At 55.5% G+C, this 14,169-nt stretch carries 11 protein-coding genes; all 11 read right to left on the bottom strand.

Going from position 1 to position 14,169, the window contains the following annotated elements:
* Positions 1-61 precede the first annotated feature (61 nt).
* A complete protein-coding gene (locus tag ACYX34_RS07155; RefSeq protein WP_462075864.1) occupies positions 62-1,153 on the bottom strand; it encodes a phosphatase PAP2 family protein in 1,092 nt (363 codons plus the stop codon).
* Between the two features lie 74 nt (positions 1,154-1,227).
* On the bottom strand, positions 1,228-2,352 hold the full coding sequence (locus tag ACYX34_RS07150; RefSeq protein WP_462075863.1) for a hypothetical protein: 1,125 nt from the start codon (positions 2,350-2,352) through the stop codon (positions 1,228-1,230).
* A complete protein-coding gene (locus tag ACYX34_RS07145; protein ID WP_462075862.1) occupies positions 2,339-4,549 on the bottom strand; it encodes a M1 family metallopeptidase in 2,211 nt (736 codons plus the stop codon). The genes ACYX34_RS07150 and ACYX34_RS07145 overlap by 14 nt, the downstream gene beginning before the upstream one ends.
* 11 nt (positions 4,550-4,560) lie before the next feature.
* Positions 4,561-5,349 (bottom strand): response regulator, encoded by a 789-nt coding sequence (locus tag ACYX34_RS07140; RefSeq protein ID WP_462075861.1) that lies wholly within the window; start codon positions 5,347-5,349, stop codon positions 4,561-4,563.
* A gap of 80 nt (positions 5,350-5,429) precedes the next feature.
* The gene (gene ftsY / locus ACYX34_RS07135) at positions 5,430-6,365 is read right to left on the bottom strand and encodes a signal recognition particle-docking protein FtsY (protein ID WP_462075860.1); all 936 of its coding nucleotides are present in this window, start codon (positions 6,363-6,365) and stop codon (positions 5,430-5,432) included.
* A gap of 2 nt (positions 6,366-6,367) precedes the next feature.
* On the bottom strand, positions 6,368-6,862 hold the full coding sequence (gene ybeY / locus ACYX34_RS07130; RefSeq protein ID WP_462075859.1) for an rRNA maturation RNase YbeY: 495 nt from the start codon (positions 6,860-6,862) through the stop codon (positions 6,368-6,370).
* Positions 6,862-7,929: a PhoH family protein gene (locus ACYX34_RS07125; protein WP_462075858.1), complete on the bottom strand. Its 1,068-nt coding sequence runs from the start codon at positions 7,927-7,929 to the stop codon at positions 6,862-6,864. Before ACYX34_RS07125 ends, ybeY begins: the two co-directional genes overlap by 1 nt.
* Before the next feature lie 97 nt (positions 7,930-8,026).
* The gene (locus tag ACYX34_RS07120) at positions 8,027-8,974 is read right to left on the bottom strand and encodes an Ig domain-containing protein (protein WP_462075857.1); all 948 of its coding nucleotides are present in this window, start codon (positions 8,972-8,974) and stop codon (positions 8,027-8,029) included.
* A gap of 87 nt (positions 8,975-9,061) precedes the next feature.
* Positions 9,062-13,063 (bottom strand): pilus assembly protein, encoded by a 4,002-nt coding sequence (locus ACYX34_RS07115; protein ID WP_462075856.1) that lies wholly within the window; start codon positions 13,061-13,063, stop codon positions 9,062-9,064.
* Positions 13,064-13,146: 83 nt separating this feature from the next.
* Positions 13,147-13,509 carry a hypothetical protein gene (locus ACYX34_RS07110; protein ID WP_462075855.1) on the bottom strand — a complete coding sequence of 121 codons (363 nt, stop codon included), beginning with the start codon at positions 13,507-13,509 and terminating at the stop codon, positions 13,147-13,149.
* Between the two features lie 28 nt (positions 13,510-13,537).
* Complete coding sequence (locus tag ACYX34_RS07105; protein ID WP_462075854.1) at positions 13,538-14,161, bottom strand: pilus assembly PilX family protein; 624 nt, start codon at positions 14,159-14,161, stop codon at positions 13,538-13,540.
* Positions 14,162-14,169 lie beyond the last annotated feature (8 nt).

Below are 14,169 nucleotides of genomic sequence, written 5' to 3'. Positions count from 1 at the left end.
CGACTCCTCCTCACTGTTTGACCTGAAGCATGCTCCAAACGAGCAGTGCATGGTACGAGGATTACTGAAACGGCAACACCCCTCGTGCCCCCACAAGCATCAATAGGGCAAGAGACAGACTTCCCAGAATGGCGCCTTCTCGCAGAAGAACCCATTGTGTGGCCTGCTCGCCCGATTCGTGAGAGTGCTGGTGATTCCGAATCCAAGTCCCCGCACAGACACAGCCCACTGACGCGACCACGAGCGGTGAGGTTGTCATGGCGGCAACCCCAAAGACTATGAGTGGGATAGAACCGGTCGCCTGCCAAGAACTGTTGTCGGAACAGTCGCCCTTTGGCCAACGGTCTTTCCTGGCCCACAATCCCCCAGCGACAACGATGATCCCCACGGCTACGAACACGAGACCAGTCATGCCATCGTCCATTCGGTGAGACAGGGTCCACAACACACCGAGCATACTTGCGGCGGCAATTGCGGCATAATAGAGCCCCTCCTGCAGTGATGTCCGCCATTGTCGCAATGGAGCCAGCGCGACGAACCCGCTGAGGATTCCGATGATGGCCCCTCCCATCACATCCGTTGCAAAATGCGACCCCCGTAGTACACGGCTGATCCCGACAAACAGCGCGACGGCCAGACAGAGCGGTCCAGCCAGCGGAAATCGTTTCGCTAGTACCGTTGCGACAGCAAAACTCGCCGTGCTATGGCCAGACGGAAAGGAATCGAGGCCGGAGACCAAGGAGAAACTCATCTCCCAATCTCCCGCGTGCACAAATTTCGGACGGGGCCGGCCGATGACGTGCTTCAGCACATTGGCCAGCAACGCCGCAATACCGTGGGCAATCAGGGTCTGGATCGCCACGCTCTTGATATGCGGTTTTTCAAAGGCCCAAGCGATGGCGAGGAGGAACAGGCTCAAGAACACGAGCCGCCACCCTTGGCCGATCCAGTCTCCCAGGTTGCTGGTAAACGCCATCCAGGGGATGGTCAGTTGATCCCAGGGCAGGTGAATCGTCACCGAACGGACATACTTGGTGATCGGCAGATCAAAGCGGGCTAAACCGAACAGGCTGATGCCCAGTGCCAGGCAGGAACAACCAACCTGGGCGAGTACTGCCGCCGTCTGACTGGATGATTGGGACGGAACACTCATCGAGCTGCGAGTTGAACCGAAGGCTCTGAAGTCCTGAAACTCCCTACCGCTCGCTCATTCCGAATCACCGCGGCTTACGGAACCCAATCGGCTAGAAACACGTTGAATTCACCCGGTGCCGTCGCATGTCGATCGGAGACCCAGACGAGTCGCTTGCCGTCCGGTGAAAACATGGGGAAGCTATTGAAATGCCCTTCGGTGGTGAGACGTTCAACCCCCGTCCCATCATCACGCACAAGGTACAGATGGAAACTGGGGCGACCGCCGTCCCCTCTCGTTTCGAGATTGGAGGAAAAAATGATGCGTTTCCCATCGGGGTGAAAATAGGGAGAAAAATTCGACGCGCCGTTTGATGTGACCTGCTGCTTGTGCGAGCCGTCGGCGTTGATCACAAAGATCTCAAGCTGTCCCGGTTCGACCAGCCGCTGGGCCAGCAGGTCTTTGTATTTGGCCACTTCAGCTGGATCGCTCGAATGGGCCGCGCGATAGACGACCCTGGTACTGTCCGGAGAAAAAAATGCACCACCGTCGTAGCCCACGTCATTCGTCAGTCGTCGCACATTGGTCCCGTCCACATTCATCGTATAGAGGTCAAGGTCCCCGTCCTTGACCGATGTCCACACAATGGTCTTCCCGTCGGGCGAGATGGTCGCCTCTGCATCATACCCAGACGAAGAGGTCAACCGTTGCATCTGTTGCCCATCGAGTCGAACGGAATAGATATCGTAATCGTCGAGGGCCCAGCGATAGGCACCGTCCCGTTTCGGCTTCGGTGGACACTCACTCCCCACGGCATGGGTTGAGGAATACAATACCCGGCGATCACCCGGGAAAAAATACCCGCAGGTCGTGGCTCCCTTCCCCGTGCTGACGAGACGAACCGTATCACTTTCCAGGTCCATCACGTACATCTGATAGCAGCCCAGGCCGCTGTCCGCCGACCTACGCGTGGTCGCCTGTGAATCCTTCGACCAATCGTTGGTCGATTGGAAAATCAATTTAGTCCCGTCGAAGGAGAAATAGGCTTCGGCGTTTTGTCGCCCAACGGTCAATTGACGAATGTTGGCCAAGTGCCGCTCGGCAGACCGAATCTGAGGAGCCGAATCTTGAGATCGCTCACCCGCCAAAGCACATGACGGCACCCCCATCAAGAGACAGAGCCCCCATAGACAAAGCCGTTCGGTACTACGACGTCGCATCAACTCGTACCTCCTTCACATCCGGTGTTCCGTGCCAGAGACCGCGCTTTGTGACGGCCCCATCCTGGAAGAGCACGTAACTATGCCACCCATAATAGAATAGAAAGCGTGACAGTTTCTCGACTGCACCTGGAGTCACGCCATACAGAACTGTGATCACGCTGCCCGATACCTGTGCTCGGGGACAGGAGAAGAGGACGGCCATCTTCGGTCCTTCATACGCTTGGCTATCAATCTGGAACCCCGTCTCCCTGAGATCGACGCGGTCTCCGCAAGAGTCTCGTACGAGTTTAGCAACGGCCTGAGGCTGACCAGCACTAGTTAGGACGAGCACCGATCCCTCTTGAGGAAGCGAGGACTCCTCTGACACGATACTCGTCGCCCGTTTGGATCCCGGCAGTTCATGATCGGCAATGCGCGAGACGACCTGTTGCAAGGGAGAGGCGGCATCTGAAAACGCCCGTAGAACGGCCTTGTGTGGATCCGTGACATAGCCGTTCAGCACCGGCGGCAACTGGTGTCTTGCCAAGCGGCGAAACGTCATCAGGTCTGGATCCAGTTCAACCCTCAAGGGCTGATCGGGAAGGACAAATTCAGCAACGCTCGACTGCGAGAGGCTGAGCCGGATCGACCTGCTCTCGGTCGATCCCTTCGTGGTGATGCGGATGGGGACCGTCATCCGAAAGGGTCCCTCATTCTGATGAATCTGGACTGTCAGCTGCCAGGCTTCTGTGCCGCCGTCCCCCGTCACCGGACGAGCGTAGGCGTCTCCCAACGATATGACCGGTGCACCGGACTGCTCGACCCATTGTTCAAAAAACCATCGGAGGTTCCGATCACTTTCCCGAGAAAATACCTTTTCGATCGCCACCCAATCAGCCGGCTGGTTGCGATACTCCCTCACGAACGTCTTAAGGCCACGCCAGAACGGTTCCTCCCCGATCTCTTGCCGGAGCAGATGAAATACAAACGCGGATTTTTGGTACCCGATGGCGTTATCCCGTTCGTCGTGTTTTCTGAGGAAGCGGGAGATCGCGTAGTCATCCTCTGGACTGACATAGAGATTGTAGCCTTGCAGCATCATGCGACGTTGCTCCAACGCTTGCCGATCGTCACGACCCAGTTCATACCAGTAATAATTCGCCAAATACGTGGTCAGCCCTTCGACCCAATTCCCGGAGCCATCCCGATTAAATACGGAATTGCCGATCCAGGAATGGACGATTTCGTGCCCTAACGCATAGGGCTGCACATAACGCCGCTTGATGCTGCCACTGCCAAGAAGGGTGAAGGAAGGCATCCCCAAGCCACTGGCGAAAAAGTTTTCTACCACGGCAAAGGCATCAAAGGGATAGTTCCCCAAAATCCTGACATAGGCCTCCAAGTACTGTTCGGTCGCATCAAGATACTCATCAGCCAACGCAGCATTGTCTGGAAAGAAGTACGTCTGGAGGTCGATCCGTTGCCCGGTGCCACTTTGCCATACTCGTGACTTGGTCACAAAGTGGTTTGCCACAAGCGTGAAGGCTTCCGATCGGTCCACTGCAACCCAAGTGGAGGAAACCTTCCCTGCGGTCGCCACCTCGCCTTCCTTCCGACCGGACGCAACAACCGTCCATCCCTGTGGAACGTAAGCCGTCACGCGATAGGTCCCGAACGATCCGGGCAGGTCAGGGTACCATTGAGTTTCTCCGCTCAAGTAGACCCCTTCCTCCCCAATATGTCCCGCCGTTTCGCTCGGCGTGACGAAGCGCAAGTGGCGAGGTTCCTTCGGCGGATCATGGATGATCCCTCGATAGGTCCAGGTCAGTGTCATCTTTCTACTATGATCCGTCGGAAGGGCCACGATCACTTGCTGACCCGCAGCTTCCCCGGAACGCATCCTGGTGAATGATACGGCCATACCGGCCGTCCCTTCTGTACCTATGGTTGAAGGCGTTTCCATTTTGATCGATTCGATGCGCAACGTCGGTGCAAGGGTGAAGCTGAGAGAGGAACAGGTCGGCTCAACCTCCAGTTCGATCTGATCGGTTGCCGTGATTTCATGCGTACCTGGTGCCAACCCAACTGAGAGGTGATGACGAAGAAGTGCACTATCGTCATCGACAGGAGAAGCCCCAACACTCTGTGCTTCGGCGGCGCCAGGCAAGACCAGTGTAAGGAGGCAGAAGAGAAACGCTTGTGTCCTGATGTACATCAGGAAGCGTTTTAACACTCACGGCAGACGAGTACAAGCTGGATCGCCATCAAAAGACGATCCAGGTCAACCGGCTTGAGCAGCAGTTCATGGGGGCCTAGGCTCCACACCTCTCCCAGCAACTCTTCGTTGTGACTTCCGGTCATGATGATGATGCCACCAGGATAGCCCTTATCCCGTAGGGTTCGAAGCACATCGATCCCCGCCATCCCCGGCATGATCATGTCGACCAACACGACATCCGGATGCACCTCGTCGACCATTCGGAGCGCATCCTGTCCGTTTCTCACGCCAAATGCACGATACCCGCGAAGACTTAAGAACTGGACGAGCAGATCGCAGATGAGGGATTCATCGTCCACCACCAGCACTGACTCCGCGCTCTGCTGTCCGCTCTCCCCGTTCGGAATCGGGGGCTGTGTGACCATCGCTGGCTCTGGAAGCTTCGAGACTCGATTGACTGCTTCAACAAGAATATCCAGCGACAAGCCTTTCCGTATAAAATCGGTGGCCTGCAGCGCTCGCGCTTGATTTTCATGCACCTCGGTTGCGCCGCCTCCCAAGATGATCACCCGCGCGTGCGGATCGATGGCTCGAATTTCCTTCAACAGCGTCAACCCATCCATCTCCGGCATACGGAGATCCAGCAGCGTCACTTTCGGATTGGATGTGCGGAACAGATCGAGTCCCTCCCTCCCGCTCGTTGCGATGATGACATCATAGCTTTGACGGCTGAACAACTCTTGCAGCAGATCGCAATTCATTTGATCGTCGTCGACGATCAAGAGCTTGGTCATCATCCACCCTCATGCTCAGGAACGGTCGGTTGCCACGAACAAGCCTAGCATGAGTGTGGGAATGAGAGAAGACAATGCGCGGTTTACGAGCGGGTTTCAGTCTGCCCAAACAGTGCTGCCACAAAGGCCTCGGCATTGAAGTCTTGCAGATCCTCCACGCCCTCTCCAACACCGATCAACCGGATGGGAATCTTCAGCTCTTCGGCGATCGCCACAACGATCCCGCCCCGGGCCGTTCCATCGAGTTTCGTCAGCACAAGACCACTGACTCCCACCGCCTCGTGAAACTGACGTGCTTGTGCCAGCGCATTCTGCCCAAGCGTTGCATCCAAGACCAACAGCACATCATGGGGCGCACCAGGTAACTCTTGACCGATGACCCGTTTCACTTTCCGCAACTCATCCATTAAGTTTGATTTCGTATGCAGTCGTCCGGCGGTATCGATCAACACCACATCAACCTTGCGAGCCTTTGCTGCAACAATCCCGTCAAAGGCTACTGCCGCGGGATCGGCCCCATGTCGCTGACGAACCACCTCCACGCCGATACGATCCCCCCATATTTGCAGCTGTTCGATCGCCGCTGCACGAAAGGTGTCTCCCGCAACCAACAGGGGCCTCCGCCCCGATTGCACCAACCGTTGCGCCATCTTGGCGATCGTAGTGGTCTTGCCCACCCCGTTCACGCCGACGATCAAGAGCACAAATGGTGTCGGGCCATCAGCGATGAGACGATCCAACGTAGCATCCGCAACGGGCTTCAAGATTTCGTAGAGCGTTCGGCTCAAGACCCCCTGAAGCCCCTCCGTTGTTTTCGCCTCAGCTCCACGTGTTTCCTCGTTGACCTGCCGCATCAAGCGGTCAACGACCCGGGCTCCCAAATCGGCCGCCAGCAATGCGGCTTCGAGGTCTTCCAGGAGTTCTTGGTCAGGTGTGCGTCCGAGAAAGCGATCAAGGGATTGCTGAACCACATGCCGTGTCTTACCAAGCCCGTCACTCAGTCGCTGAAACCATCCCATACTCAGTTGCCCCTTCTCCGTCGTCCTGCGCGGAGGGTCACAATATGAGGGATCGGAGAGATACGACGCATCACGGCCCGCTCCCGACGAGACATTCGCTCCGCTTCTTGGACGCTCCGTTCATGGTCGTAGCCACACAGATGAAGCACCCCATGTACCAAGAGTGTCGCTAACTCATCATCAACGGATCGGCCCGCCTCACCGGCTTGGCGAATGGCCGTCGGCAGCGAGATCACGACATCACCGAGCAGGCCTGTCGGGCTTGATAGCCCCGTCGGCATAATGGCCTCGCGTGTAGGAAATGCCAGCACGTCCGTCGTTCGATCCCGTTTGCGAAAGTCAAGATTGAGCCGTTGCATACGACGATCACCGATGAGTTCGAGACTGAGTTCCGATCGCGATTCTCCAGCCGCCAACAGCACCCGTTGAGCCAATTCGATCAACCGCATCTGCCGTATGAGGTGCCGCGTGAGACTCACGCGAAGATAAATAGCCATCAATCCGAACTTCCCGCATCAGCTGACGCCGCTGACTCCGTCGTGGGGGGCACGCGTGATCGGGAATTGTGGCGCTGGGAGGATGGGCGCGGTTCTCGCGACTCTCGAGGATCACCATTCTGCACGGTCTGGTGACGATCATAGGCCTTAATAATCTCTTGCACCAACCGATGCCGTACGACATCCTTCTCATCAAAGTAGACAAAGGCAATCCCTTCAATGCCACGAAGGATGTCCTTGACTTGGATCAGTCCGGACACTCGGTCATTCGGAAGATCCACCTGCGTGACATCGCCGGTGACGACCACTTTCGAGTGAAATCCGAGTCTCGTCAGAAACATTTTCATCTGTTCAGCCGTCGCGTTCTGGGCTTCATCCAAAATCACGAATGAGTCGTTCAGTGTTCGTCCGCGCATGAACGCCAGCGGCGCAATCTCGATATCGCCCCGTTCGATCAGCCGATTCGCCCGCTCCATCTCCAGCATGTCGAAGAGGGCGTCGTACAAAGGCCGTAGATAGGGATTCACCTTTTCATAGATATCACCAGGCAGAAAACCAAGCTTTTCCCCCGCCTCGACCGCAGGCCTGGCAAGGATGATTCGACTGACTTCCTTATTCAGCAGCGCACTCACGGCCATGGCCATGGCGAGATAGGTCTTCCCCGTCCCAGCCGGCCCGATCGCGATAACGATATCGTGCTGCTCGATCGCTTCGATATAGGATTTTTGTGTCGGGGATTTCGGGCCGACGAATCGTTTCTTGGTGACGATCATCGCCGACTTATCAAGAAGGTCTCGGAGGGATGCCTCAGGCGTTCGACGCAACGCGGTGAGCACATGAGTAACATCCTCTGCCTGGAGGGTAATGCCTTCGTTCGTCAGGGATGCAAGTTCGAGGAGAATGCGCTCTGCTTGGCGGATAGGTTCGGGCAAACCGTCGAGCGTCAGTTCTTCTCCCCGTGCGGAGAGCCGTACGCCCAATTCATCTTCAATAAGTTTGAGGTGCCGGTCATGATGACCGAACAGGACGGCAGTATTGGTACCTTCTCGTAGTTTGAGTTTACGCACGAGCGCGAGGTGGTATCCCTCCCTAGAGACCTGCACAAAATCTTAACAAACGGCGAGAAGCTCTGGCAAGAACTGATGTCTCAGTCCATTCGGCGAACTATGTACCATTCGAATTCGCAGGCGGCGGTGATGGAATGTTGAGGTCGAATTCTTGGAACGCCCGACCTCCGCCTGCATCTTCCACGACCACACGAACGTGATGGGTACCCGTGGACGCTTGTGCAACTGGCCAACGAATATGCCCAGTCGCTTCGTCAATGACCATCCCTGCAGGAGCCGTTTCGAGCCGATAACTCAACTGGTCCCCTTCTGGATCAACCGCCGTCACTCTGTACTCGAATGGTGCTCCTGCACTAGGGACCGTCGGTGTCGAGGTAATGGCCGGACGGCTATTGGACGTGAGGAGCCTGCCAGATTTCACGCTCTTGCCCGCAGCCTTTTGATCCCGAGCAATGGCCTCCACTTCCACCTGATCGGTGTTTAAAAAGCCATCCGTGTCAAGTGTCGGGTCTTCCCCCTCCTTCACAACTGCCCCATTCCGCCACCAACGATACATGATATGTGTCGGATCTGCATCTGGGTCAGTCACCTCGACGCGCGCCTCCAGCTTGTCTCCCGGAACTCCAGGCTGAGGACTCACCAAGAGTGACGAGATTATCGGAGGAGTGTTCATCACGGTCACAACCTGGGAACGATAGATTGCACCTTTTGCCTTTCCATCGCCGGGGAGAATCTCCACGCTGACTTTATCACCTTGTTTGAGAAGCTGTGGCGGCAAGAGACCACCCGTCTGCCCTTCAAGCGGGTGCCCATTGACCACCCACTTATAAGCAAACGTCAAGGGATCCCGTTCCGCATCGTCTGCAGTAACATGCACGGATATCGGCGCATCAAGTGTGAGGGGAGCCGGCGTAATCGTGGCCTCATGAATGACAGGGACATGATTGCCCCGTATGGGTGAGGTCACGGCACCTTCATGCGGCGCTTCAGCCGTACATCCGTTGATCAGTGGAACCAGGATCAGCAGAAAGGACACCCTCATCATGCCTCCAAACAGCATAGGCGGAAGGATTCCCTTCCGCCTATATCGTGACCACCTAGGATGGAATCCATTCACTCCTTGGTCCCGTCTCTACTCCCGCTGGTTAATCCAAGATACGTATCTGCTCCGCACGTTGGAAGCCAGGCCCGCACAGGCCTGCACAATGTTTCCGGAGCTGGTGTTGATAAAACCTCCGACGCCGCTCTGACAACCACCGCCGCCACCACCGCCACCGCCCGCACCCCAGGCACCTTGTCCACCTGAGCCTTGACTTCCAAGGTGGATCGCCATTTGAGCGGCAAGCCCTGTACCAAGACCGATTGATCGATTGACGACCTGATTGGTACCCGAGGTCGTGGTTCCGATAACCGGTGATTTATTCGCGCTGCCGGTGCGATAGAACAGCGCGTAAAGATTACTGCTGCCCGAAGACGTGCAGAGATCATTGTCAGGGGTGAACGATGGGAAGAAGGCGATCCCTCCGATCAACGTAGGATTCGCCAATGCCCGCTCTCGCGATCCTGGAAGCGTCGTGAACCACCCGTCCTTTTCAGGGCTCGTTCCCTGCGGTTTGTTAATCAAGTCATCTAACCCTTGATAGGTTGTGGTACTTCCCATGCCACTTACCTGACTTGAGGTCGTACAGCTCCCAACTCCGGTCACACAGACCTGTGCATTGGAGACATTCACTAAATCGTTATCGCGACAATTTGTATCGTTGGTCTGTGAGCAGTTCCCGCTTAGGACGGAGTCTTTAATGCCGAAAAAGAATTGTGTTTCTGCGTTAGTCTTATCGGCCGCACTGAAGTAGCGACCCGTTCCGAAGTAGATCCAGACGTTGCCTGCATCATCGAGTGTCGTGGTTGGTGCCGATACAATGGGACCCATGTAATACGACGTACCTGACGGAGGGAAGGTGTCAAGAATTTCTGTCGGTACACGATTGCTCCCATCTTGAACCCCCCAGGTCAAAGTCGAGCAGGCTACGGCACCACCGCAAGACCCCATCGTGAGCCGATACATTTTCCCGGTCCACGGGATGCCACTCCCTCGCCCGTTTGATCCGTTCGGATCGATCGCCCTCCCCACATAGACGGAATCCGATCGAAAGTCTAAATCCTTATCCAAAGTAATGAGATCAGCCATGAAGGAGGTCCAATCGCCCACCGGTAGTTTCTTGACCAGACTGTTGTTCGCCCCAGGACCGGATATCAGATCCACCGCAAACAGACTTGCCGATTGGCCGTTCGTTCCGCCGGTCTTGACAGCCGCGTCATAACCGGTGGGGCCTGAGCCGAATACTACGTACCATTTGGCGTTCGTATGGTCCGCTTTAGCATCACTAGCGGGACTCGTCCGGACAATGGAGGGATAACTCGTGGAAAGCCCAAGATCGGCCGAACTAAACGACCACAGTAATGTTGGTTCTACTTCTGGATTAGTAATGTCCAGCACGAAATAAGCTGTATAAAAGTTCCTGGGCGTCCCGGAGATGTTGACCGTCATCGTGGGAGCACCGGTCGAGGCCACACAGGCCTGGCAACTCCCTCCCATGCGGAACCCACCGATGAGAATCGTGCCCCAGCCGTTAGGGTGGTCATCATCGGGTGTAAAGATCTTGACGTCCGTGACTTTCGGCTTGAGGTCCACATAATAGACATGGGTATAGTCCGCCTGTGTGAGCCACTTGAGATGGGGCAGCAATTGATAGGGGATGAAGCCCCACAGTTCTTGTCCCAATTCCTTGCCGCTTGAGTTACCAGTCTCCGTCTTGGTGTACCACCCATGTTCGACGCCAGGCGATCCAGCTGAGGCATCGTCTCCCCGGTGATAGTACCCGCCATTAAAGGCGTGCAGCATCCCATCGTTGGCACCAACATAGGCCACCTGACGACGGTTCTTGTACTTCTGAAAGAATGGCGTGTAGGTAGCATCTCCGTAGAGGAAATCGAACCGTTCCCTCGGCGGACCAACGATGGTCGGCGTCGAGTGAATGGGGTCCCCGTATTTCCAGACCACTAACGATCCATTGACCGTGAGTTGCCGATCTCGCATGCCGGCCACCTGGGTGCCGCGAATGAAGTTGATGATATTGTTCGCCGTATACGGAGCTGTTCCCGCTCTCAGGAAGGGACTCAAGGCTGAGGCATTGGCAGTGGTGAAAGCAATTTGTTCTCCTGATTCGACCACCCCGTCTCCATCATCGACCCACGTCAAGAGCTTCCGATCGTCCGGATTCGTCAAGGCTAACTGCTTACCGGCCTCCCAGATACCGTTGATATCGCGTAGTCCGATTGTTTCAAACGGCGTCGTACTATCCGCCTTTCCATCTCCGTCATTGTCGTGAAACCGATCGACCAAGACATTATTCGTCGCCGCGTCGAACCTGGTCCGAATGATCTTATCTTGGTTATAGATCAACCGCCCATCGTCGTTCGTGTCTTCTCGTAGATTTCCAAAGGTGTCGAGAAACAGCCCTTGCGTATAGCCGGTCCATTTGATGTCTCTCGTTCCTTCGTAGATAAGAGGATAGAAAAACGATTGATAGAGGGACCCATCACCCGTCGAAGATGTCGCAAGTACCGACACCGCGGTTCCTGAGGCGCTGCGCTGCAAGATACTGGTGATCGCAGCCAACAACTTATCCCGAAGATCATCGGCATCCGCTGACTCGAAGTAGGTATCAGGAAGCCCATCGGCTCCCTGTGCACCGGTGTAGTTATTCGCTCTATCATATTCTTCGACTAGATCCGGCTGATTATTATTGTTACGATCCTCAAACCCTCCGGTCTTGGCCGCTGTTTTCAACAATTCTCGTCCGATTGGTTCCCCAAAGGCATAGAACGTGTACACCGTGATGTTTTGAAACCCGGCCAAATCTTTCCCCGCGATGTTCAACACCGGCAAGGTGGCTTGCCGCAGATCGGTCGTGTGGGCATAGTAGGCCACATCATCAAGATAGTGGTTGCCGTTGTCGGAATAGTTGGTCTTGTGGCCCGTGCAAGTTGCGCTTGTAGTGATCCCGACGCAGTGGACTCCGTGATGACCATGCGCAAAGTCTTGCAAGGCGGACGGGACATTGGTGTCCTGTGTCGAAGCCCCGTCCGTAAACACCATGATAAAGCTTTTGCAGCACTTCACATATTCACCGGGGCTCTTCGTGCTCCAGTCCGGGGTTTTGAAGTAATAGGGATCTTTGGCTTCGACAGTGTACGAGTAGTCTGAATTGCTAAAGGCAGGTTGCACCTGTGCAAAATAGCGTGTCGCCTCGTACAGAGACTCGGCCAAAGGGGTCCACGTCGCGGCGTCCGTATTTTCGATCGCATTGACCATGCTCACCACATTGGTGCCGATCTCGGCCATAATCTTTCCGCCATCCCCAGCGCTCTTGAACTGCATCAGGCCAAAACGTGCCTTGTTTCCGACGGCCTGGATTACCCCAGCGGGTTCAGCCGCAATTTCTGTTTTTAACGTATAATCAGTCGATCCGCCGCTACATCCTGAAGACCGCACCTCGAGTGAATTCCCGTCTCGCCTAAAACACTTGCTCGATGAATAGGGGCTGATTCCGGTCCCATCCATCGTGATGCCGTCGACATCTTCCGTTGTTTCAAAATTCAAGGTCCCGCCGGGATAACAGGTTCCATTGGTCGCGCGAGGAGCACACTTGCCGCCCATCATGATCAATTTGATGATCTCGTATCTGGTCATCGCGAGATAGTTCAGAAAGTTCCCCAGCCAGGGTGCGCCTGACGCGCAGGGGTTTCCCGTAGTCGCTCGATCTGGACCGGGCGTGAATTTATTCGACCCGTAGCTGTAACACTTGTCGAACTTGAAATAGCCTTGGTATTCCTTCGTTGGGACATAAGCCTCGCCGGACAGGTGATAGGCCGAGAGATTCATACTGCCTGAGTTGTCCATCAGGAGAAGCACGTTCGGGGGGACGGCGTCGGCGATAAAGGGCGGCATCGCCGTATAGTCCGCCATGTTTTGTCCATGAGCCGACTGTGGGACACAGAGGGCACCCAGGACGGACAGGCATCCTACTCCTGCAACAAAGGAGGTCTTCCACCATTTTTCGTATTTTTTCATGTACTCCTCCCGTTCCTATCGGCACTCACCCAATGGAGGATCGGTTCCTTCACTGGGGTTGACAGGCACCGGTCTCTTTACCCTTATCTTGGATTTCTTACGATAATCTTGGCGACGGCTCCCTCTTTTAACCAGAACTGAACGCCATGTCCGATTTGAAGATCCTGCACCCCCAACGGCTGGCCACCTTCGCTTGTGATGTTGAGTTTCTGATGGAGGCGATAGAGACGATTCTCAATCTCGATGGAGGTCGGTCCGACACTGGTGATTTGGCCCTCGGTAGGAAATCCCAATTCCACCTTGTCCATGACTTGCGCCCAGACCTGGCTGCCGGACAACACCGGTCCTGCCACGCCAAGCAGGACCACCAGACCCCCAGCAAGGCCCCATGATCCCCACGAGTGTGTTCTTGTTTGGTGCTTATCACGCTTCGTTGGAATGTCCATGGTTATAGTCATCCTCCTACCATTCCTCTTATTTCTGACAACTCTCTCCACTACTCGTACAGGCATAGACCGCCGTTACCCGAGCCGATGTCCCCGTCGTTGTATTACGTGCAATGCAGTCGACTCGATAGTAGGCCTGGGCCGTGCCGACCACTGAATTACCTGTCCCTTCATACCCGGCGAATTGTTGCATGCCTGAACCGGCGGGTGGCTTGAGATAGAGCCGGTCTATATCTCCGTTGACGGTGTAGGAGCCGACGCTGAGTACAAAGTTGGGGGCCGTAGTAGGGGAGTCGGTGTTGTTATCGGAACCGCCCATAATTTCCGTGGTTAAGGCTCCCCGACCTGCTGGAGAAACCGGCCCTGCGGGGACGGCATCGCTAAGAAAAGCTGCAGGTACGGTACCCGCCCCACCATCCGGGTCGAGCGTTTGTTGAATGATATTCACACCGACGCCCGTACAGGATTCAGCGGCCGCAGTTGCGCCTTCAATCGAACTCATGGATCCTGCTATACGATTTTCAAGGCCTGTGGCTGTAAGGGCCGCAATACCAAGTGCCGTCATCATCATCATGACGAGCAAGACAGTCAGCATCGCGATACCCTGCTCATTGTTCAAACCTTTTACACTTCTGCTGTTCGATCTACACATAGTCATTC

This window comes from Nitrospira sp. CMX1 (genome assembly GCF_054902215.1).
The sequence above is the reverse complement of the archived record's forward strand: the minus strand, read 5'-3'. Positions and strand labels throughout refer to the sequence as shown.

Bases quoted from the DNA above. Each gene is read 5' to 3' on its own strand.
- ACYX34_RS07140 (WP_462075861.1), bottom strand. From the start codon at position 5,349: ATGATGACCAAGCTCTTGATCGTCGACGACGATCAAATGAATTGCGAT.
- ybeY (WP_462075859.1), bottom strand. From the start codon at position 6,862: ATGGCTATTTATCTTCGCGTGAGTCTCACGCGGCACCTCATACGGCAG.
- ACYX34_RS07110 (WP_462075855.1), bottom strand. From the start codon at position 13,509: ATGGACATTCCAACGAAGCGTGATAAGCACCAAACAAGAACACACTCG.
- ACYX34_RS07145 (WP_462075862.1), bottom strand. From the start codon at position 4,549: ATGTACATCAGGACACAAGCGTTTCTCTTCTGCCTCCTTACACTGGTC.
- ACYX34_RS07115 (WP_462075856.1), bottom strand. From the start codon at position 13,063: ATGAAAAAATACGAAAAATGGTGGAAGACCTCCTTTGTTGCAGGAGTA.
- ACYX34_RS07155 (WP_462075864.1), bottom strand. From the start codon at position 1,153: ATGAGTGTTCCGTCCCAATCATCCAGTCAGACGGCGGCAGTACTCGCC.
- ACYX34_RS07105 (WP_462075854.1), bottom strand. From the start codon at position 14,161: ATGTGTAGATCGAACAGCAGAAGTGTAAAAGGTTTGAACAATGAGCAG.
- ACYX34_RS07120 (WP_462075857.1), bottom strand. From the start codon at position 8,974: ATGATGAGGGTGTCCTTTCTGCTGATCCTGGTTCCACTGATCAACGGA.
- ftsY (WP_462075860.1), bottom strand. From the start codon at position 6,365: ATGGGATGGTTTCAGCGACTGAGTGACGGGCTTGGTAAGACACGGCAT.
- ACYX34_RS07150 (WP_462075863.1), bottom strand. From the start codon at position 2,352: ATGCGACGTCGTAGTACCGAACGGCTTTGTCTATGGGGGCTCTGTCTC.